The 20,986-nt window shown below is 58.6% G+C and carries 15 protein-coding genes; 10 read left to right on the forward strand and 5 right to left on the reverse strand.

Translation table 11 applies throughout. The features are described 5' to 3' along the window. The 7 genes from Q1K31_RS07190 to Q1K31_RS07220 all read left to right on the forward strand — a co-directional run. On the forward strand, nt 1-2,106 hold a 2,106-nt coding region (locus tag Q1K31_RS07190), incomplete at its 5' end, for an error-prone DNA polymerase (RefSeq protein WP_300378271.1). 146 nt (nt 2,107-2,252) lie between these two features. Then, nucleotides 2,253-3,365 carry an HPP family protein gene (locus Q1K31_RS07195; RefSeq protein ID WP_300378273.1) on the forward strand — a complete coding sequence of 371 codons (1,113 nt, stop codon included), beginning with the start codon at nt 2,253-2,255 and terminating at the stop codon, nt 3,363-3,365. A gap of 423 nt (nt 3,366-3,788) precedes the next feature. Then, nucleotides 3,789-5,594, forward strand: coding sequence for an ABC transporter transmembrane domain-containing protein (locus tag Q1K31_RS07200; protein WP_300378275.1), 1,806 nt, complete (start codon nt 3,789-3,791; stop codon nt 5,592-5,594). 155 nt (nt 5,595-5,749) lie between these two features. Beyond that, nucleotides 5,750-6,727: a CsgG/HfaB family protein gene (locus tag Q1K31_RS07205; RefSeq protein WP_300378277.1), complete on the forward strand. Its 978-nt coding sequence runs from the start codon at nt 5,750-5,752 to the stop codon at nt 6,725-6,727. Next, nucleotides 6,724-7,041, forward strand: a complete 318-nt coding sequence (locus Q1K31_RS07210; protein WP_300378279.1) for a hypothetical protein — start codon at nt 6,724-6,726, stop codon at nt 7,039-7,041. The genes Q1K31_RS07205 and Q1K31_RS07210 overlap by 4 nt, the downstream gene beginning before the upstream one ends. A gap of 34 nt (nt 7,042-7,075) precedes the next feature. Next, a complete protein-coding gene (locus tag Q1K31_RS07215; RefSeq protein ID WP_300378281.1) occupies nt 7,076-7,483 on the forward strand; it encodes a DUF4810 domain-containing protein in 408 nt (135 codons plus the stop codon). 12 nt (nt 7,484-7,495) lie between these two features. Next, nucleotides 7,496-8,179, forward strand: coding sequence for a GNA1162 family protein (locus Q1K31_RS07220; RefSeq protein ID WP_300378283.1), 684 nt, complete (start codon nt 7,496-7,498; stop codon nt 8,177-8,179). A 200-nt stretch (nt 8,180-8,379) separates the two neighbouring features. Here the strand turns inward: Q1K31_RS07220 and Q1K31_RS07225 are convergent, their stop codons facing one another. The 3 genes from Q1K31_RS07225 to Q1K31_RS07235 are packed head-to-tail and all read right to left on the reverse strand — an operon-like array spanning nt 8,380 to nt 12,257. Continuing rightward, nucleotides 8,380-10,401 carry an AAA family ATPase gene (locus Q1K31_RS07225; protein WP_300378284.1) on the reverse strand — a complete coding sequence of 674 codons (2,022 nt, stop codon included), beginning with the start codon at nt 10,399-10,401 and terminating at the stop codon, nt 8,380-8,382. Beyond that, nucleotides 10,391-10,939, reverse strand: coding sequence for a hypothetical protein (locus tag Q1K31_RS07230; RefSeq protein WP_300378286.1), 549 nt, complete (start codon nt 10,937-10,939; stop codon nt 10,391-10,393). Before Q1K31_RS07230 ends, Q1K31_RS07225 begins: the two co-directional genes overlap by 11 nt. Beyond that, entirely contained in the window at nt 10,926-12,257 is a 1,332-nt protein-coding gene (locus Q1K31_RS07235; RefSeq protein ID WP_300378288.1) for an SIR2 family protein, read from the reverse strand. Before Q1K31_RS07235 ends, Q1K31_RS07230 begins: the two co-directional genes overlap by 14 nt. Before the next feature lie 216 nt (nt 12,258-12,473). Between Q1K31_RS07235 and Q1K31_RS07240 the strand changes: the two genes are divergently transcribed. Then, a complete protein-coding gene (locus Q1K31_RS07240; protein ID WP_300378290.1) occupies nt 12,474-18,344 on the forward strand; it encodes a hypothetical protein in 5,871 nt (1,956 codons plus the stop codon). 132 nt (nt 18,345-18,476) lie between these two features. On the opposite strand, the gene Q1K31_RS07245 is transcribed toward Q1K31_RS07240, so the two are convergent. Further along, entirely contained in the window at nt 18,477-18,689 is a 213-nt protein-coding gene (locus Q1K31_RS07245; protein WP_300378292.1) for a helix-turn-helix transcriptional regulator, read from the reverse strand. A gap of 33 nt (nt 18,690-18,722) precedes the next feature. After that, nucleotides 18,723-18,956: a helix-turn-helix transcriptional regulator gene (locus Q1K31_RS07250; protein WP_300379033.1), complete on the reverse strand. Its 234-nt coding sequence runs from the start codon at nt 18,954-18,956 to the stop codon at nt 18,723-18,725. Nucleotides 18,957-19,056: 100 nt separating this feature from the next. Here Q1K31_RS07250 and Q1K31_RS07255 point away from each other — a divergent pair, with 100 nt between their 5' ends. Together Q1K31_RS07255 and Q1K31_RS07260 are read left to right on the forward strand one after the other, a co-directional pair. After that, nucleotides 19,057-19,659 (forward strand): RNA polymerase sigma factor, encoded by a 603-nt coding sequence (locus Q1K31_RS07255; protein ID WP_300378294.1) that lies wholly within the window; start codon nt 19,057-19,059, stop codon nt 19,657-19,659. A gap of 7 nt (nt 19,660-19,666) precedes the next feature. Further along, nucleotides 19,667-20,617, forward strand: coding sequence for a FecR domain-containing protein (locus Q1K31_RS07260; RefSeq protein ID WP_300378296.1), 951 nt, complete (start codon nt 19,667-19,669; stop codon nt 20,615-20,617). The last annotated feature ends 369 nt before the right edge of the window (nt 20,618-20,986 follow it).

Genomic DNA, 20,986 nt, shown 5'->3' on the forward strand with positions numbered 1-20,986 from the left:
CATGAACGCCGCGAGGAAGTCATCCAGTATGTCTATCGCCGCTACGGCCGCCACAAGGCGGCGCTGACAGCAACGGTCATATGCTACCGCCCGCGCTCGGCGGTACGCGAGGTCTGCAAGGCGCTGGGCCTGTCGGAAGATATCGCCTCGGCGCTGGCCGGGACGATCTGGGGCAGCTGGGGCACGGATATCGATACAAAACAGATCCGCCAGGCCGGGCTCGACCCAGACAATCTGACGATCCGGCGCACCATCATCCTGACGCGTCAGCTGATCGGGTTTCCACGACATCTCTCCCAGCATGTCGGCGGCTTCGTGCTGACGCGTACCCCGCTGGTCGAGACCGTGCCGATCGGCAATGCAGCGATGGAGGAACGCACCTTCATCGAATGGGACAAGGACGACATCGATGCGCTCGGCCTGATGAAGGTCGATGTCCTCGCCCTCGGCATGCTGACCTGTATCCGCAAGGCATTCAATCTCCTGAAGCTGCACAAGAGGATCGCGCATACGCTCGCCAGTATCCCGCCAGATGACAGTGCGACCTATGACATGCTGTGCGAGGGGGACTCGCTTGGGGTTTTCCAGGTGGAGAGCCGGGCGCAGATGAACATGCTGCCGCGGCTGCGACCGCGGACCTTCTATGATCTCGTCATCGAAGTGGCGATTGTCCGGCCCGGACCGATCCAGGGGGACATGGTTCATCCCTATCTGCGCCGGCGCAAGGGGCTTGAGAAAGTGAGCTATCCCAGTCCTGCCCCGGAAGAAGGGCCGCCTGACGAGCTGGAGCGTATTCTTTCGCGCACGCTCGGCGTCCCGCTTTTCCAGGAGCAGGCGATGCAGATCTCGATCGATGCGGCGCATTTCTCGCCCGACGAAGCCAATGGCCTGCGCCGCGCCATGGCGACATTCCGCAAGGTCGGCACGATCCAGAATTATGAAGAGATGATGGTCTCGCGCATGGCTGCGCGCGGGTATGAGCGCGCCTTTGCCCAGCGCTGTTTCGACCAGGTGAAGGGGTTCGGCGAATATGGCTTTCCGGAAAGCCATGCTGCGTCATTTGCACTACTGGTCTATGTCTCCTCCTGGCTGAAGTGCCACCATCCGGATGTCTTTTGCGCCGCGCTTCTGAACAGCCAGCCCATGGGCTTCTATGCACCGGCCCAGATCGTGCGCGATGCGCGTGAGCATGGTGTCGAGGTGCGCGCCGTGGATGTGAACCTGTCGGACTGGGACAATATTCTTGAGCCCGCTGAAGGCGGAAACTACGCGGTCCGCCTCGGCTTCCGGCAGGTCGACGGCCTGCGTGAGGACGAAATGGAAGCGCTTATGGCGGCCCGCGGAGCAGGCTTTGAGCGGCCGGAAGATATTCGCCCCCGAACCAGTATCAGCCGCCGGGCCATGGAGCTGTTGGCCGCGGCGGATGCGTTCGGGTCCATGGAGCTCGACCGGCGTCGCGCGCTCTGGGCGGTACGCGGCGAGGCGCCCGGGCAAAGCCTGCCGTTGTTTGCCGCGGCTGATGCAGCCGATCAGGGAAACGAGGCGGAAACCCGGTTGCCTCAGATGCCGGCATCGGAACATGTCCTGCAGGACTACCAGACGACCCGCCTGTCGCTGAAAGATCATCCCATAAGCTTTCTGCGGGAGCGTTATAAGGGGTTCGGCCTGATGACCACACAGGAGGCGGTCACCCGGCGAAACGGGGCCCGTGTACGAACAGCCGGCGTTGTGCTGGTGCGTCAGCGGCCCGGCTCAGCCAACGGGGTCTACTTCGTTACACTAGAAGATGAAACAGGCATCGCGAATACCGTCATCTGGCCGCGGACCGGCGAGCTATACCGGGCCGCGCTTATGAGTGCGCGGATCATGTTGATCAATGGCCGCGTCCAGAGGGCTGACAATGTCACCCATATCGTGGCGGCCCAGCTGATCGACCTGACCAGTGACCTGAACCTGCTAACGGAAGACGCCCAGAACGACCCGCTCAGGCATACAGTGGCCAGAGCGGATGAGGTTCGCCGGCCTATACCCGAGTGGAAAAGCCAGCCCGGTGGGCGCCATCCCCGCAATGCTCGGATAATTCCTGCGAGCCGGGATTTTCATTGAACGGCTGATTGTAGGATCGTCCCGTATGGGAAACGTGTATTCACGTTTGCATCAAGCGTCATTCAGAACCGAATCTGCTGGTGGGCGGTGGCGACTGGAGATTTTTAGCGATAGGTGATCACCCCAGTCGCTGAAGGGGGTGTCCTGTGTCGCTGGACAAATTGCTATCCGTACGGCTTGAGCATTTCTTTCCGGCGCTGCCTGTACCAGACAAGGCAGAGATGCTGCGCGCCTCCCTCGGGGCACTTGCCGGGATTGCCGCCTGTACGATTGTGGGACTGCTGGCCCCTGAGGTCCCGGGGCTGCCGCTTTATCTTTTGGCGCCGCTCGGCGCCTCCGCTGTGCTGGTCTTCGCCGTCCCCAATTCCCCGCTTGCCCAGCCATGGTCGGCCATTGTCGGTAATATTGTCTCCGGCGTCGTGGCCGTGGCCATTCTCATGGTGGCACCGCCGCTCTGGGCGCCAAGTCTGGCGGTTGGCTGTGCCATTCTGGCGATGTTCCTGACACGCTCGCTTCATCCGCCCGGTGGGGCTGTCGCGCTTCTGGCAGCGCTTGAGCGCGACGCCGTTCTGGAGACCGGGTTTGCTTTCGCGCTGGTGCCGGTCGGTGTGATGACAGTGAGCCTCGTCCTGGCCGGTATCTTGTTCAACCGGCTGACGGGACGCTTCTATCCGTTCCGCCAGCCCAGGAAGGATCCGCCGGGCAAGGAAGAGATCCGGCTCGGCCTTTCCAACAGAGAGCTTGCCGGCCTGCTCAGGAGATTCAACCAGTCTCCGAATATCGGCGTGGCCGATCTTGCCCGCATGCTGGCGGCGGCAGAGAAAGAGGCCGCGCTGCATCGCTTCGACGGGGTGACCTGCGCCGATGTCATGACCACGCCGCTGATCGCAGTCGGTCCGGAGGTCTCACTCGAACGGATCGTTCGGCTTTTCCGCAAGCATGAGCTGAAAAGCCTTCCTGTTGTGGTAGAACATGACCGTCTCATTGGCAGCATTAGCCAGGGTGATGTTATTGAGGCGCTTGTATCGAAGAACCTTCTGCGCCAGCCCAACAGCCGAAGGATGCGCGCCTCGGACATCATGCATGCCGGAGGTGCTTCCGCGCCGGCTACATCGCCTGTGGGGGCACTGCTCAACCGTTTTTCCAGACAGGGTGTGCAGACTGTGCTGGTTACGGAAGGCGAAAAGGCCGTCGGCGTGGTCACCCGTTCAGATATCATCGCTCTTTTGCTGACGGGAGCGGAAGAGCGTTCGAGGTGAGGGTCCTGCTGTTCAGATAGGGATGTCTACACAAGGTCCCTGGAACCGATGGCTCAATTAAGAGATAGAGGGCCGTCTTGCATTTTCAGGCATCGCTTGCTGTACGCCGGGAAGTCGGCGAGCTGTTCATTGCGATCATGGCACAGCTGCCTGAGCTGAGGCCCATTTGCAGTCTGAAGACAATTCTCCATGTCGGCTTCTGTCATCACCGCTCTGAACGCTCGCTCCGAACTCCTCCGCGTCCACGGCATTGTTTGCAATTTGAGCATGGGCGAGTTTTGACCTGTACAGGGTGAAAGTCATTCCCTGACATCCCACCAAGCCCGATCAGTCGACGCGTGTCATCCCGGTGCGACTCAACCTTTCCGCGAAACTTTCAACAGGACGTGCTATTGTGCCCAGGCCTTGTAACCGGAACCTTCAATGGCCAAGCCCCACGCACGTCCCGGACGCCACCCGATGCGCGAAAGCCTTGCGGTCTTCCGCGCGGTCGCCGTGCGGCGGGACATGCTGGTGCTTGTCGCGGCGCTCGCCTGCGTCGTGCTGGCTTCCCTGCTGGCCGGACTTGCCCCGGTCGCGTTGAAACTCCTTGTCGATACGCTGGCAGGCGAGGAGCAAGGTGCTGTGGTAGGGGGGATTCATCTGCCCGCTCTTGGTCTTCTCTGTATTTATGTCGGTACGCTGGGTGTCGTGCGGCTTGCAGGCGAAGGGCGGACCTTTCTGTTCGGGACGGCCGACCAGTCGATTAGCCGGCGGCTCAGCCGGAAAGTGCTGGACCACATCCTGGCCCTGCCGATGAGCTATCATCTGCGGCAGACGACGGGCGCGACGCTGCAGATCCTCGAAAACGGCCTGCAGGGCTACAGACTGCTGCTCCAGCACAGCCTCTTCACCCTGCTGCCGGGTCTCATTGAAATCACCGTGATCGCCATCGTGCTGGCCGGCTTCTTCGACGCGGTCTTCCTGGGCATATTCGCCACCTGCGCGGTAGCCTACGGGCTGGTGTTCACCCATGGCGCGCGGCGTGTGCTGGCCGCCAGCCGGAGTGTTTCGGGGGCGCGTATCGAGGCCAATGCAGGCCTTGCCGATACCCTCCTGAATGTCGAGACGGTCAAGGCCTATACCGGCGAGGCCACGATCACCGCGCGCCATGACCGCCGGCTCGCAGATGTCCAGCACGCCTGGCGCGGCTTCTACCAGGCCCGTGTCCTGAATGGTATGCTGGTGGCCCTGATCTTCGCGGCCGGGCTCGGGCTGACGCTCTGGCTGGCACTTGCCCGCGTGAAGGCGGGCGCGATGACGGTCGGGGATTTTGTCCTGGTCAATGCCTATATGATCCAGCTGGTCCAGCCGCTGGAGCGGCTGGGGTTCGGAATCCGGGACATCGGGCAGGGCGTGGCGTACGTGGAACGCCTGATCGGTCTGCTCGGTGAAGCGCCCGAACGCCGCGGTCTGGTCCATGAGGGCGGGACAGCACAGACCCTGGATGAGGCCGTAAGTGTACGTTTCGACGCGGTCAGCTTCTCCTATGACGGCACGCGAAAGGTGCTGGACGGGGTGAGTTTCGAGGCGGCGCCGGGGACCATGACGGCGCTGGTCGGGCCCTCGGGCGGGGGCAAGTCCTCTGTCCTGCGCCTGCTGCTACGGTTCCATGAGCCGGACCGCGGAGAGATCCTGCTGAACGGGGCGCCGCTCGCCAGTTATCCGCTCGAGGTCCTGCGTGGGATGATTGCGGTCATCCCGCAGGACACGATCCTGTTCAACGATACGCTCGCCTTCAATATCGGGTTTCCTGCGGGGCCAGGGATCGGGGCAGGAGCGATGGAGGATATAGATTGGGCGGCGCGGATGGCAGAGCTCGATACGCTGGCGGCCCGGCTGCCGGATGGGTATGGCACGCGCGTTGGCGAACGGGGCTTGCATCTCTCGGGCGGTGAGAAACAGCGCGTTGCGATCGCGCGGGCGCTGTTGCGACGGCCGGGTCTCCTGCTGGCCGATGAGGCGACCTCGGCGCTCGATACACAGACCGAAGCCGGGATCGCGGCACGTCTCGCAGATGCGGCGCGCGGGGTGACCTCGATTGTGGTGGCGCACCGGCTGTCGACGATAGCCGGGGCGGACCGGATACTGGTGCTGGAGGGTGGGCGGATTGTGGAGGATGGGACGCATGAGGGCCTGATGGCGGCTGGTGGGCTGTATGCGCAGATGTGGCGGGGGCAAGGGGGGTGAGGTGGTATATGCTCAGCAGGTAAGCAGTATCTCATCAGGCCCGCCGTTCCATGTCAAATTCTACTCTAGAGAGATTGAAAGTGGCGATTAAGGCTCTTGCGCCTCATCTAGAATTAAGGCAACCGGGGATTGAGGGCTTTGTTTGAGGGGAAAATATGAAATCCATATCTGCTATCGTTGTTGCGATTGGCGCAGCATCTGCGGCCACGCTCGCGGGATGCGCAACGGTCGAGGAGCCGCCCGCACGCGTATCGACACCTCAGGTGTCGGTAGCAGCGCAGGAGGCCGCGGCCAAGCCTGAAGCACCGCGCCTGAAACGGCGCATCGCTGTGACCCGCTTCTCCAATAGCACCCGCTACGGCAAAAGCCTTCTCTATGACGGCGAGAACGATCCGCTGGCCGATCAAGCGCGGGACATGCTGGTTAAACGGCTTGTTGAATCGGGACAGTTCATGGTTTTCGAGCGCGACAATCTCGACGAACTTGCATTTGAACAGTCGCTTCGCAACGAGAGTAACGATTTCGATCTCGTCGGTGTGGATGCAGTTGTAATAGGATCGGTGACAGAATTCGGGCGAAAGACCGAGGGTCAGTCGGGCTTTCTAAGCTCAACCAAGAAACAGACCGCGCAGGCCGTGGTCGAAGCGCGACTTGTCGATCCGCGAACGGGACTGGCTTTTAACAGTGCATCGGGCCAAGGCAACGCGTCCGTCGAGGCCGGTGAAGTGGCCGGTTTCGGATCACGCGCGGGCTATGATGCCTCGCTCAATGATGCAGCAATCGGATCTGCCGTTTCCGACTTGACCTCCGAACTGGTCTCGAAACTTGCTGACCGGCGCTGGTCGACGGACATACTTCGGCTTGATGGCAGCCAGGTCATTATCAGCGGCGGCTCGAAGCAGGGCTTGCGCAAGGGCCATGTTTTGAGTGTCGAAACGCAGGGTGAAACCGTCAAGAGCAGCCAGTCGGGCCTGCCAATCACGCTCCCCGGCAAAAAAGTCGCAAGTATCGAAGTGGTCTCGTTCTTCGGGGATGATGAATATTCAGAAGGCGCAATCGCGACGGTAATCACTGGTGACTTATCAAGCTATGACAAGGACAGCCTAGTTGTCGTCGAAGGGGGACAATTATGAAGAAGCTTTTTTCAGCGGTCGCTGCGCCCTTTATTCTCGCAAACTTGGCTGTATCGAGCTGTGCATATCCCACCGAGACTGTCACGCAGGGTGGCTCGGAAGCCTCGATCTCATTCCAGGGTTTTCCGGAGGGGGCGCAGGTCGTGGTCGATGGCCAGCCGGCCGGCAATGTGGGTCAGTATGACGGTCGCGCGCAGAAACTGGCTGTGCCGACGGGCACGCACAGGGTCGAAGTAATTCAGGCAGGCCGCGTCATGCTCGACCGGAAAGTCTATGTCGGGCGCAACAGCACCTTGACCATAAGCCCGGAATAATCACTCCAGATAGCAAGAGGGGGGGGGAAGACCCTTGTTCAAGACAGCAATCGCGGGCGTTTGTCTCGCAAGCCTTTGTGCTTGCGCGACACCGCCAATGTTCGAGTATGGCTCGTATGAGAGCTCGCTCTACACCTATTACAAGAAACCCGACATGCGGGAAAAGTTCAGGACATCGCTCGAGAAAGCTATCGAGAAAGGGGAGCAGACAGACCGACTTGCCCCCGGCCTCTATGCCGAACTTGGTTACCTTTACCTGCAGGATGGCGATGTAAAGACAGCAACCGCCATGTTCGAGCGGGAAGCGGCGGCATTCCCGGAGTCGCGCTACTTCATGACTTCGATCAATGAGCGGCTTGGACAAGCGCCATCTGAGCAGTCCAGCGATGCGACGTCATCAGACGAAGTTGACGGTGCGGCACCAGCAGATGCGGGAATTTAGGGGACCATCATCATGACCATGAGATCACTATTAAGAACGATTGCGCTGCCTGTGCTGGCGTTAGGTCTGGCTGCATGTGTGACCCCGCCCGAGCCCAAGGACTATTCGGACTTCAGGCAGGAAGACCCGCATTCCATTCTCGTTCTGCCGGCGCTCAACAACACTGTGGCGGTTGAGGCCCCGGAGTTTTTCCTCTCGACAATTTCCAGGCCGTTTGCCTTGCGTGGATACTATGTCTTCCCGGCGAACATGGTGAAATCGGTTCTTGAAGAGGACGGACTTTCGGACCCGTCTCTCATCTATCAGGCAGATACACGGCGGCTCGGCAATCTCTTCGGCTGTGATGCTGCCCTGTACCTGTCGATCGACAAGTGGGAGTCGCAATATGTCGTTCTGGCGACCCAGACCAATGTGAAATTCAATTACGAGCTACGCAGCTGCGAGACGGGGGATGTGCTCTGGCAGGATACGCGCGCCATGTCCTATTCGCCACAGGCGAGCAGCTCCGGTAATCCGCTTGCGGATCTTCTGGCACAGGCTGTTGTTGCGGCCATCGAAAAAGGTATGCCGAACTATATTCCGCTTGCCCAGCAGGCCAACATGCTGGCTGCTTCGACGGTGGGCCAGGGATTGCCGGCGGGGCCGTATCGTGAGGAGGCCTACAAGAAAGACCTGGAAGCGTTTCCGGTGAGATAACCCAAATGAAGAGGCTGCGGGTGGGGCTGCGGCTTCTTTCTTTGCTTGGCTGAAGGTGACGGGTCCACAAAATCCCGTAAACAGACACTAGGGACATGGCTGGAAGCTCCATAGAGCAAACCAATCTAAACGAGTCTGCTTAGCCCCCCTGCCTCGTGAGGGGGTATAGTGAGTATAGAAATAAATGTTTTCGTCAGGGGCTATGCAGACAGTGAATTGTCAGTCGGGCGTAAAATCCACTGTTCGGACCAAGGTAATTGCCTGTCTTGGCTTGTCACAATTGAGCCCGCTTCGTTGAATCCGAGGCTAATCCGCTTTCCTGCGCCGGGTGTCCGAGCAGGCATCTTTCGGCAGAGAAGGTCTGCGAGCGCTGGGTCTTCGACCGAACAGATAATTTGCCGTCCCTCGTTAACTAGGTGCCCTAATAGTTCTGCCAAATGCACACTTCGAAAGTCGTCGATATGTTGCACAGGGTCATCCAGCAAGACGGTCTTCCAACGGCTCCAAGCAATTGACAAGTTTACGGATAGCAAGAACGCCAACCCAGCAGCACGCCTTTGCCCGCTTGAAAATACAAACTGAGGATTGAGGTCTGAACCAACCCTAAAGCTAAGATGTTTACGAAGTTCGCCCCTAATTTTGTAGTCGATTTTTGTGAACGTTGGGTGTGGTCGCAGCCTCGAATACATTTCCGATATGAGAGGTAAGATTCGTTCTATGCGTAGATCAAGTGCATCTCCAGCGGCCTTTCTAACGCCATCCAGCAGTGTTTTGCTTGCCTGTTCGGTACGCTTTGCTCGCGCCAACCTGACTTCGCATTTCTTCAAATTTTCCTCAGCTTCTGCGTTGCGCTCTTGAGCACTGGACACAGCACGTCTGGTCCTATTGGTATCAACAATTTTAAGTAAATCTCGAATCTGGTTTTGTTCCGAATTGAGCAGGATTTGCTCGTGCTCTATGGCCTTCGCCGTGGCATCCTCTTCAAAACCCATATCTCTGAGTTCTGCGGCAAGATTTGACAATTTTTGTTCCGTGGCACCTACAACCTCTCGGCTTCGGTTCAGAACAACTTGAATTTCTTTCAGCTCACTTTGTATGCGAAACTCTCGCGCTACCTGCTCGGCAACTTCGTTAGCCGTTTTGTCTAGCTCGCTAGAAACATTTTCTAGGTGTTCAAGTCTTTCCTCATAAGTTGCCCATTCCACTTCGGATGAACACAGTGGGCATGCGCATTCTTCCAGCCCCAGTTCTCGACCCAGTTCGGCTAACAGAGCCAACCGCTGTGCTTTAACTTGCGCGTCTCCAGACGAGGGCTGGCTTTCCAGCGTCCTACGAAGAGTACTTAACTCATTTTGAAGATTAGCAGCGCGTTTTTCATGCTCGCTGACACTCTCATTAAGTTCAATCAGTGTGCTTCGTTCATCTGCCGCAGTTCGAACCTTTGAGGTCAGCAAAACTAGCGTAGCTTCTTTGTCGTCAATATCTGCGAGCCGCTTAGCGGCTTGTTCCGTTATTGAACTTCTGCTATCGAGATTGAGTAATTCTAGAAGGTCGTTCTCGGCTCGATTAACCTCACTTATGTCTGTTAAATTCACTCTGGCCGCATCGAGCTGTCGAACGGCTTCTGTTCGCCTTTCAGCCGCTTCGTCCGCACTTTGTTGAGCGGACTTGCACACTTCTCTAGCTAGGGAGTGAACCTCTTGAGCCCGCGTGATTAGCTCCGTTGAACCGACAACTCCAATAGATGAGCTGATCCGAGCGTAGCGTTCCGTTTCTTTCAAATCCAAGCTTAGAGAAGCGATATGCTCATCGCGAATAATAGCCGATTCACATAGCTGCTTTAGGGCCTGCGAAGGTTTCGAGAATTCATCGCATAGTCTTTTCTCTAATATTTCGAGGTCGGTTGCAGTATCTGGCTTCGCACTAGTGCGCTTGATTGTTAGCGTTTCTTCGCCATCACTAAATCCCACTTCCACATAACGCTGTTCTGGGCCATCATCCTCACCTAGCCACCAGATGTAGTCTTGAACTGACTCACCATCCGCCTTGGCCTCGCCATACTTGCTTATTGTACCAGTGAGCGCGAATTCAATAGCGTCGCAAATCGTGCTCTTTCCTACGCCATTTCGACCGTCAATGACCGTGAATGCAGTACCAAACTCGATGCGAACCAGCTCACAATAACCTCTGAACCCGCTAAGCTCTAAATATTCAATTCTCATCGGCCCGCCCCAAAAGTCTCAAAACTTCGTCTGGCCTGGCTTCTCTAAAAAAAGCATCTAAGGCCGCATTAGGTAGCTCGCTTGAAATCAATCGGACATCTTCCTCCAAATCCACTGGTTCAAGCATTGGCGCGTGTCCCAAGCCTATAAGCGGTTGCAGCGCGATCTTAATGCTATCATCGCTTCCGACTGCAGAGCGAGCCAGCTTTCTTGATCCACTCAAGTCTTCTTCGATATCGGAAAAGCTTAGAGCTTCAGAGCGTGAAGGTTTTCCACCGCAAAGAAAAACTGAATAAGCGTTCCAAGCCTTGCTGCCGCCTCTCTGAATTTGAAATCTATATCGCCCAAAGAGGGCTTCGCTATCTTGCTTCCAGTTTTCGACAAGCGCCGGGGGTGTTTTGTAAAAGAGCACGAAACCGAAATTTATTTCATTCTCAAATCCAATTGATCCGACTTCTTCCTGATCGATATCGAAGGTTTCATAACCGTTCGAGCGCAGAACTTCATTTGTTAGTTCTACAACATCAAGCAATTTCAAGTACCTCTTCAAAATCTCTGTCGGTGCAAAATTGGCCGCTAGCTGGCCTCACGATATTTTCTGTTTCAGACGATCGAGCAATGTCTGGTGGTAGGAAGTTCTGAGCTGCGCCAACCGCTATGGTAACATCAGGAGAAGCTCCCGGGGGTACACTTCCACTGTAGCTTTTCTCGAGGTCGTGTACAAATTTGCCGGATGCGCCAATTACCCTGATGAAACGATCTTCCAGCTTCAGCAGCGGCCCGTCCCATGTAGCACCAGCGGCTAGTAAGCGGATTATGATGAAACCCAATACTGGCGCTTCAATCGGTTCATGTCGCTGAGCAGGTTGGTTCGGTAGCGCTCCTTCGATATTCCGCCTCAATTGCCAAAGCGATGGATTATCGATTTCGTCCAAATTCATCAGGCTGGGATCAGCATCGGCGTCGAACTGTTCTCGATAGGCCTTAAGCCCTGGAGATAGAACCTGGCGAACGTACGACTTTGAGAATTGAAGCCTGAGCTTAGTAAGAAAGCTATCTCCAGTTTCGCGTACGTGCGCGAAAACAGTTGTCGCCCTCGCACCTGCCTCCGCAAGAGCCGGTGCTTTTTCTAACAGGTCGGCAGAGCTAGCCGGATCTACAACGAAGATTTTACTAGGGGAGACCCTAGTCAAACAATGTTCGATCAAACAGTTCAGATAGTCCCAATCCGTGAAGAACCCTACAATTAGCAAGTCACAGTTTAGCATCCTCTGCGAGAGCCAGTCCGATAGTTCTTCGACACGTTCTTTAGTCGGAGAGGATGCAAGTTGGCTGGGTGCCCAAATCGTGTTTGGTTTGTCGGTATTCCAACAGCCGTGAATCTTCACCAGCGGGGCAATTTCAGCCGGAGCTGTTGCTGCTTGATCAAGTTTGATAGAAGGCCAAACATTCCCGTAGAGGTTCAATCCCGCTGCCTCTATTAATGTATCTACGTTTGTTGACGTAAGTGCGGCCAAACAGGATGCGAGAGTTAGATCTGCAATGGCCTCATGACCATGGTTTGGCTTGCCTGCGAAGGCATTCGGATCAACCAAGCTTCTCAAGTAGACTGTCTGGAGTTCTTCTCGTCCAAAGAAAAACTCCGCTTGATTTTCGATGTCTTCAGACAGTGGCGCTCTCGAATGACCGTACTGCGCATCGTACTTTTGTTTTGCCCGATTTGCCAATGTCCACGCACTTGGCAGCGAACTCGGTGCCGACATGGATAGCCCCGCACCGCATAGTATCGCCAACCTTCTGGAATTGACGCTGGAGGCCAGCTGATCCAGTGCATCGCTTTCGTCGATATCTTGCAAAAAATCACCTTTCGAACTGGCAGAATTCGTAACTCTACCTTTTGGTTGAGGCAACTCCAGACCCAGGCAGTGGCACCTGCGATGTCCGCGCTGTCACTTTTTGGCCATGTTAGAAACAATTGAATTGTCGACTCGTGCTATCCGCTTAAAGAGCTGCTGGGTCAGGCGTGGCTCCGAGTGTTTATAAATGCACAGGGTCCGGAAAGGTTAGCTGGAGTGAGCACAAAAGAAGACTTTCTGGATCCCGATTTCAGTGGCGCACCCCGCCCTAACTTCGCATCGAAGTCATCCGAAGCTTTCGAATATATGTGCTTGGACCTCGCCCGGTCGCATTATCGCGATGTTCGCAGCGGTGACCTGCACGAACTACGCGGTCAGGCCCAGCAGGGAGTCGATTTCCTTATCGATCGTGGCGAGGTTGGCCTTGTCGCTGGCTCGTGCCGTTCGGATGCAGATCCAGAAAGAGGTAGAATCGTCGGTGCAGCGAAGGAATTCGCCGCGAGCTGGGATGAACTCTGGAAACCGCAAGGCGTTACGCGCTTTGTTCTCTGCGTTGCCTGCGAAGCGCGCAAGGACACGCGCAAAGCGCATATCCGCGAGGTCCATGAGATCATAAATGGGCTTGGCATTGCGTGTGAGGTGTGGAGCCAGGGTGAGCTGATCGACCGGTTCCGGACACAGCCATCCCTGGTGGTGCAGCACCTGGATCGCAACTGGGTACATGTCCTTTGTGCGCCTGACCCGTCCGGCGGGACCGAGGCGGACCGGCTCCATGCAGAGGCAATGGAAGCGAGGATCAAGGCCTATGAGGCTAGCCACACACCTTTGATCGTCTCGCGCATCGACACATTGCAGGCCCTGGTTCGCAAGGGCGCGCGGACTGATGCTCTTGCCGGAGCAAAGGCATTGCGCGCAGATCGCAACCTCTGGCAGCTGACGGGTCCGGAGCAGAAGGCTATTGTCACCCGAATTGAGGCGATCTGCACTCCGGACCTGCCACTCGACGCGTTAGAAATGGCCTACAATGAAGCGGCCGGTCTCCATTCGCCCCAGGACCGGTATTTCGAGCTGACCATCGTGTCGCGCCGCGACGGGGCGAATGCGGCGCTTGAAGCGATGGGCGAGCCCCGTACCGCCAGAGAGCGGATCCTTAAGGCTGCCCTGATGCTGGAATCTGACCATGCGCCAGAGGGCGTGCTCACCCTGCTCGATTCCGCGCCGCCGGACCCCGGGAATACCGCCTGGTTCTATCGCCTTCGCGCAATGTGCCTTCTCCGCCTGAACCGGCAGGCCGAAGCAGTAACAGCGGCCGAACAGGCTGTAACCGTTGCCCCGGACGAACTGCTTGCCCAGCAGGTCCGTGCCAAAGTCTGTTTCGCCGTATCGCTGTCGCCAGTCATCGGTCTTCCGGGCCCGGACTGGCCGATGCCTTATCCCACCAGTTGCGCGCGCCAGGACGCCGGCGCAAAGGCAAGCCGGGCCCGCGCCCGTGTCCTATTCGATGCTCTGGTGCAGGCGTCGCCCGAGCGCAGCGAGCGTGAGGAGGCCTGGATGTGGAGCTTCGTGGCCTGCCTCGATGATCCGGACCGGTATAGGCAGGCGCAAGGCATGATCGAGACCGCCCATCAGCAGAATCATCTTCATCCGGGCTATATTATCTGGTGCCTGACGCGGAATGTGCCGATTGATGCCGGGACGGCGGAAGCCTGGCTGAAGGACCGTCTCGCCATGGACCAGAGCGATATCCTCGCCGTCAACATGTTGCTCAACCTCTATCGTGACCAAGGGAATGGTCCTGCGATGCACGCCGCGCTGGAGACGCACGAGACTCTACTTCGTAGCCATGACGCGGATTTTTACGAGGCCTTTGTCACAATCGCGGAGCGTGTGGAGGCCGGTGAGGATAATGATGAGTATGACGCGACGGGTCTACCCGATGAGGAGATTGTTGCCCGGTTCACCGATCAAGGCCGGCCGGCCGCTTTCCGGCTCGAATATGCAAGACTGCTCGGCGACCGGAACATCTGGGAGCCGCTCGAGGCCGCCCGGTCATTCCTTCTGGATGAGATCGGGACTGTGATGTCGTTCCAGCTGGCAGTTGAGGCCGTTTCCAATACCGGCGATCCGACAGGCGCACTGGCGCTGTTCGAGAGCCGGGTCGCCGAGTTCTGCGATGCGCCCTATCCAGACCGGCTTCAGGCTGTGCGGATTAATCTCCTGGCCGGTGTGGGCCGAATGGGTGAAGCACTCACGCTCGCCGAACAGCTCCTGACCGACCCCTCCGATCCGGCCTTCCTCGGCCGGGCCCGCCTGCAATTCAGCCTCGGCAATCCGCGGGGAGCCGGCCTGATCATTGGCAAAGCCCTGCAGGCGGACAATCCGGCGGTGGCGCTGCCCATCGAGAAGATGCGCTGGGCCCATGCGCTCAAATCCGGCGACCCCCATACTGCCGTACGACTGATGGAAGAGGCGTTCATGGCCGATCCCCGCGCTGCTGTACGAGGCGGCGCAGCCTTTCTTGCCATGGAGCTGACCCCCGGCAAGGCCGATCCCTATGTGCGCCAGATGCATGAAGTGGCGCTGGCCGAGCCGGATGCGGCGCTCCGGATGGGAGGGATTGAGGAGGCAAAGGAGCTGATGATTGCGGCGATCGAGCGCGACCGCCGGACCATGGAGGCCTATGAGCGAGGGGATGTTTTCGGGCATGCGGTGCTCGGAGACCGGATGGCGCTTCACTATCTGACGCCCGCTGTCAGCGGATTGTCTTTCGGCGAGACGACACCCAAACCTGTTCATGCCGGCAGCACCGGCCGGGAGGTGCCGGATTTCGATACGCTCTGTCTCGATACAAGTGCAATTCTGGTAGCCGAGGCACTCGGTCTCTGGGACCGGCTGGAGACGGCTGGCATGCAGCTCATTCTGCCGCTTGGCTGGGCGGAAGCCTTCCACCTGATGGAAGACCGCGCCCGCCCGTCACAGCGGGATTACGAGCAGGCCCGCCGGTACCTTGTAGAGTGTGTCGGGAAAGGCCGAATCCGGCGTGTGCGCCAGCGCCCGGCTTCCAGCCTGTCCATTTGTTTCGATGGCGAACAGGCTGGACCGGCTGATTACGGGGTTTCGGAGCTCTGCGATGAGCTGATGGCTGAATGGGATGAGCGCGGTGTTCGGGTTCACATCCAGGACGGCGTCGCTGAAAGCATGGCCCAGGCCGGCTGGATCGCCAGGCTGACGGGCAAGGACCGGCTGACACTCACCAATGGCCAGTTTGCCAATCTCCAACATGCAATCAGGGCGGACAGGAATGGCCGCGGCACTTCTGAGCGTCTCGCCGCCCTTCGTGGCAAGCTGAGCCGAGATATCCGGGACGGCCGAATCTTCGTTGCGTCAGCAGGCGGCACCGGGGAGGAAGAGGAGACCTTAAATGCCATCGATCAGGTTCTCCGATCTGCACTGACCTATCGCGGGGAAGGCCGGATTGCGCTCTGGGTGGATGACCGGTTCATCAATGGCCACAGCAAGAGCCACCACATGCCGATCCTCAGCATCGTCCAGGTCCTTCGGTCGCTGCGGGGGCGTGGCGCAATAGACGAGACGGTCTGCCGGGACGCTATCTGCAAGCTGAGACAGCTAGGCTACGACTATATTCTGCCGGACGCTGAAGAGATCGTCAGACTTCTGAAGGATGCGCTGAACGGGCACGATGGTGCTGAAGAAGGTCTTGAACAGGCGCGGCGGGCTTTCGAACGCTTTGCGGCGCACCAAGAATACGTCTTTGCAGCCTCTTCCGGTCAGGCAGCTACCGAGCGCCAGGCGGCATTTGGCCAGTACCTTCTCGCAAGCCACGTCATCCGCATTATCCTGAGGAATTCACTTGGCAGCTTCGACGAGGATCGCGATGCCATTGTCTGGACCGTTCAGCATCTGCGGCTCGACTGGCGCGAGAGCCTCGAAGCGGATAGCGCCCGCAATCTCTGTCATATGTGGCATGGCTCGCTCGTCCTGTCCTTCCTGTCGGAAGCGGCTACGCTAAAGGCGCCGCGACGCGCCGAGGCGGCCGAGATCCTGGAGACTGTCTATACAGGCCTTATTCTCCCTGCCATCGACGCACTGGATGGCGGGATCGATGCGCTCTCTGAGCGGATCGCGGACGTTGTCCGGACCCATATCAATGAGCCGGGCGAAGGCCCGCATGATCGCGCGATCGCCGCCGAACTTGCGCGGCGCTTCCTGGATCTCTGTCCGGACGAGATCCGGGAGCATGTTGCGTCTGATCCGGCAATTGCAGGCAAGCTCGGCATAGGCCGCGCGATTGAAGCGGGCGGAATGATCTTTCTGAGCGAGGATTTCTGGTCTGCAGCCGACCGCATGGTGAAAGGGGCGCACGAGGCCCAGTTGAGATCAGAAGGCGGAGAGAGGGCTACGCTCAGGAGAACAGAGACAGGCCAGCTCGACCTTGTCACTACGTCCACCCACATTGCCCGGCTCCTGCCGGACGCAGTTGGGGCAGAAGAGGCTGAAGTGAGGCGGACGGCCTTTAACTGCCTGCTGGATACGCTTGGGATGGCCGCTGCCGACAAGCAGGCTTTCCGCCGCCGGTTTGGCCAAGCCCGGTCGTCCGAGCGCAGGGCAGCGCTATTTGATGAGGCGCGCGCCAGCCCCGAAGGCCTGCTCTGGACACTCAGCCAGCTGGACACGGGCGACAAGCTCGCCTTGAGCCAGCTGGAGTGCCCCGGCCCTGACAGCTTCCTTGCCTGGCTCGGTATTGAAGGAGAGGTGAGGACGGCCGACGAAGCCATCGCGAATTTGGCCGCCCGTCTCGGCATGGAGGAGGCGCTTGTGAGATGGTCGGGCGTGCCTGTCGCATTCGGGCAGGCGGTAACGGACTGGTTCACCGCATTGCCAGATGTGCAAGCCAGGGAGACGGCTGGCAGGCTCCTGTTGCGCTGTCAGGACCCTGTTGCGCTACGCAACCTCCTCGTCCTGTTCGGTGCGCGCGGTGATCTCGGCGAAGCGGCAGGCGAGGTAGAAGCGGTAATTTCAGACGAAACGAGCGAAACCCGCCGGGCCCAGCTCAGCTTTGCGCGGACGGTGTGTGTCCGCCTTTACGCGGTGAGACGCGACACCGTTGGCGATCAGCAGGCCTGGCTCTGCGCCTGGGCCTGGACGGGCCGGGTCTTCAGTACGCTGCTACCGCGCCATGCCGATTTCGGCCAGATTTCCACGATGTTTGCGGAGAATACGGCGATCGAGCGGATCGGCCTTCGCGCCCTGCTGAGATCCGATGACATTCTCGATCCCAATGTAACCCATGAAGTTCAGTTCCTCGCGGCTCTTGGCGGGCTCTGGAGAGTTCACGCCACTGTGCCACCTGATGAGGAAGCCAATGCACGCCTCGCGGCAGAAATTTCCCATGAAGGCGAGGGCGTATATCCCCATCCTGGGATAGTTGCCGCTTCGGGACACCCCAATGCCTGGGCAAGCTGGCTTGGCGCGGACCCCCGCTGGGCTGGTGACATCCTGACAGGTCAGGACTCGTTCATGGCCGAGCTGGTCAAGGGCCGGAAAGCCTTCCTCAGGTGCACCTTCAGGCAACCATGCCTCAACCTCTTCGCGCTTCATGTGGCAGGCGTACCTGACCTTTCGGAAAAGCGGATTGAACGGCTGATGAGGGAAGCCGGAACGTGGATCCCACATCTTGACGAAACAAGGCTGCGGATTCTGGCTCGGGTTCTCACCCAGGTCAGGCCGCGATTGAAGCGGAACCAAGCCCGGCGTGTCCGGCTTCTCTCGCGGCTCATCGCGCGCTGGTCCAGCCTCAGCGAAGGTTCGAAAGACAGATCAAGCGATCTTGTTTTCATCCTGGAACTGGCCGCGAGATCGGAACTCCGCGCGAACCGGAAGGATAACTCGGCGCTACTTCATCTGATCAGGACGCTTAGCCTCAACACGGATATCAAGTTGCGGGACGAAGTGGCGAGATTCGTGAGGATCCTTGCTGACTGCGTACCGATCCGGGAGCGCGCGCCATTCCATGCGCTCGCGGCCAGGCTGAGCGGCTCCCCTTATCCAATCGGGGAACGGAACTGAGTTTGGTTTATTTTGAATCTCGGCCGATCATGGAGGCGTTTGGGAGGCAATATCTACTGCTGCGCCCGAAGCTAACACGCGAAAGATTGTGTGCCCTCCGATATCTTCGTGGTTAAGCTTCGTGCTGATCGCCTATTTAGGTCGCTTTAATAAGACATCCGGGTCAATTTCTAGGGCTTCGGCCATCTTGCCGAGCGTATCTATGGTTGCACTATAAACTCGACGCTCAAGCAGGCTGACATAGGTCCGATCAATATCGGCGCGATGTGCGAGCTCCTCTTGGGACATGCCTCGCGATCGTCGATATTTCTTGAGATTATAAGCTAGAATCTCTCGGACGTGCATGTTCCAGAGTGGATGTACACGATGAGTATATGGCTACGGAGTATACTCTTCGTTTGCTTTCGAAGTCCGCAATAGTTCTAGCGGGGGCACTTCAAGTGCTCTGGCGAGTCTTTCGATCATGTCGAGCGATGCGCTGTATTCGCTTCGCTCTAGAAGGCTAACATACGTTCGGTCGATCTCCGCCAAGTCTGCAAGCTCTTCCTGCGAGAGATTTCTCCCTCGTCTGTTGCTCTTCAAGTTGAGCGCGAAGATCTCCCGGAGCCTCATTAGTGGGAGCAAATCGTCTTGCAGAGTATACAGCCACGGAGTATACTCTGAATATGTTGTTTCTTTTCGTTTGTAGTCCTTAGGTTGTGATGAGGGTCATATGGTCCCGAAAACATTCATTGGGGCCGTAGGGACCGAGCTGAACCAATCTAGTGGCAACCGCTCTACAGAGAGCTCTTGTCTTCGGCGGACTTTTAGCGAAGCCTATGCCCAGCTGGTTAGGCTCGCGCATGTCCGGATCGGGAACAGGGCAGATGCCGAGGATCTGGTGCAGGAGGCGTTTGTGGCAGTGGGGCGGGCCTATGGGGACCGGTCTGGCGAGGAGTTGCGGCGTCTGTTGTTCACGACGCTGCGCAATCTGACGGTCAACTATCTGAAATCGGGTCATGTGCGGGCGCATCGCGGGGCGGTGGATGTCATGGAGGAGGGGTCTGCTGTGGCCTGCGGGCGGACCGTCACGCCGGAGAGACAGCTCATGGACTCGCAACTTCTGGGCATTGCCGAGGCGGCCATTGCCGCCATGCCGGCGCGGCGCCGCGAGGCGCTGCGGCTGCACCGCTATGACGGGCTCACCTATGACGAGATCGCCAGGCGCTTGTCTGTTTCGCCAAGAACGGTCAAGAGAGAGGTGGCCGACGCCGTGGCGGAAATTGCCGGGCGTCTCGCACAGGCAGAAGGCCGGGACCCGAGCCCGGCAGGGTGAGTACAGTATGGCAGCGTGGCACGACGATCATCCTGAACGGCTCAGGACGGCTTCCGAATGGTATGCCGAACTGCAGGAGCCGGATCTCGATCATGAGACATGGGAGGCCTTTGCCGCCTGGGAGAGCGACCCGGCGAATGCCGCGGCCTTCCGCGAGATAGAACGCTCGCTCGTTGTTCTGGACCGGACCGGGTTCGGGCGCCCGGACAGCGGTGGTTCTCATGATGGGCGGGGGCGCCGGTTCGGGGTCTGGGGTGCGGGGCTTGCCGCTGTTCTGGTGCTGGGACTTGTGGTTGTCGCCTTGTGGCCGGCAGGGCAGGAGCCTGTCGTGCCTGAGGTGTATGTCTCGCAGCTTGGCGAGGTCCGGGAGGTGTCGCTGGCGGATGGGTCTTCGGTGACGCTCAATACCGACACGCAGATCGAGGTTGTGTTTTCCGATACGGCAAGGGATGTCGGGTTGGTGCATGGTGAAGCGCTGTTCGACGTGGCCGCGGGCCAGCGTCCGTTCCGGGTCGATACATCGGGACGCGTGACCGAGGCGTTGGGGACGGTGTTCAGCGTGAGGGCTGGGGACACGGTGGCCGTGACGCTGGTTGAGGGATCGGTGCGGGTCGGGGGTGAGGCGAGCGGGCAGGGCAGGGTGCTGGAGCCCGGCCAACAATTGCTGGTGCACGAGGATGGCCGCCAGGAGGTCCGTGCCGTCGATCCCGCGGCCGTGACGCGCTGGCAGGCGGGCCTGGTCGAGTTTGACAATGTCACCCTGGAAGAAGCGGTTGCCGAGATGAACCGCTATTCCTCGGTCACTATCCGGATCGCCGATGCGGCGCTCGCCGCCGAGCGGGTCAGTGGGACATTCCCGGCCGGAAAGCAAGTGGAGTTTGTCGAGAGCCTGAAGCTGTTCCTGCCGGTGGAGGCGGAGGTTTCCAAGGAAGAGATTGTGCTGGAAGCGGTCGGATGAGCAGTTCTGATTTCAATCTATGCGCCGAACAGCATCGCTAGTGTCCGCATAGGTTAGATTACCGGATCGCGGATTTATGCAACGTTCAATGTCCTGCGCGAAGTTGCACGTGCGAAAGACCGCGAACAATTTGATATCGCAGTCGGGTAATTCATGGCGTATGCGTCGCGCAGCACCTATGGCTGTACTTCCTTTTGTGACGACATCATCGACAAGTGTGATTCTCCGGGGCGTCGTTAGGTCAATTTCAGCCTTGATCGATTCGAAATGCCGCTGAGGTGTCGGCCGTTCTCCTGCTGCAGCGAAGGCAGACTTCGGTACACCTGTGTTCCGAATTAAGAGTGGAAGCACTCCGGCGCCGATACCTTC

It is taken from the genome of Henriciella sp. (assembly GCF_029936995.1).
GTDB lineage: Bacteria > Pseudomonadota > Alphaproteobacteria > Caulobacterales > Hyphomonadaceae > Henriciella.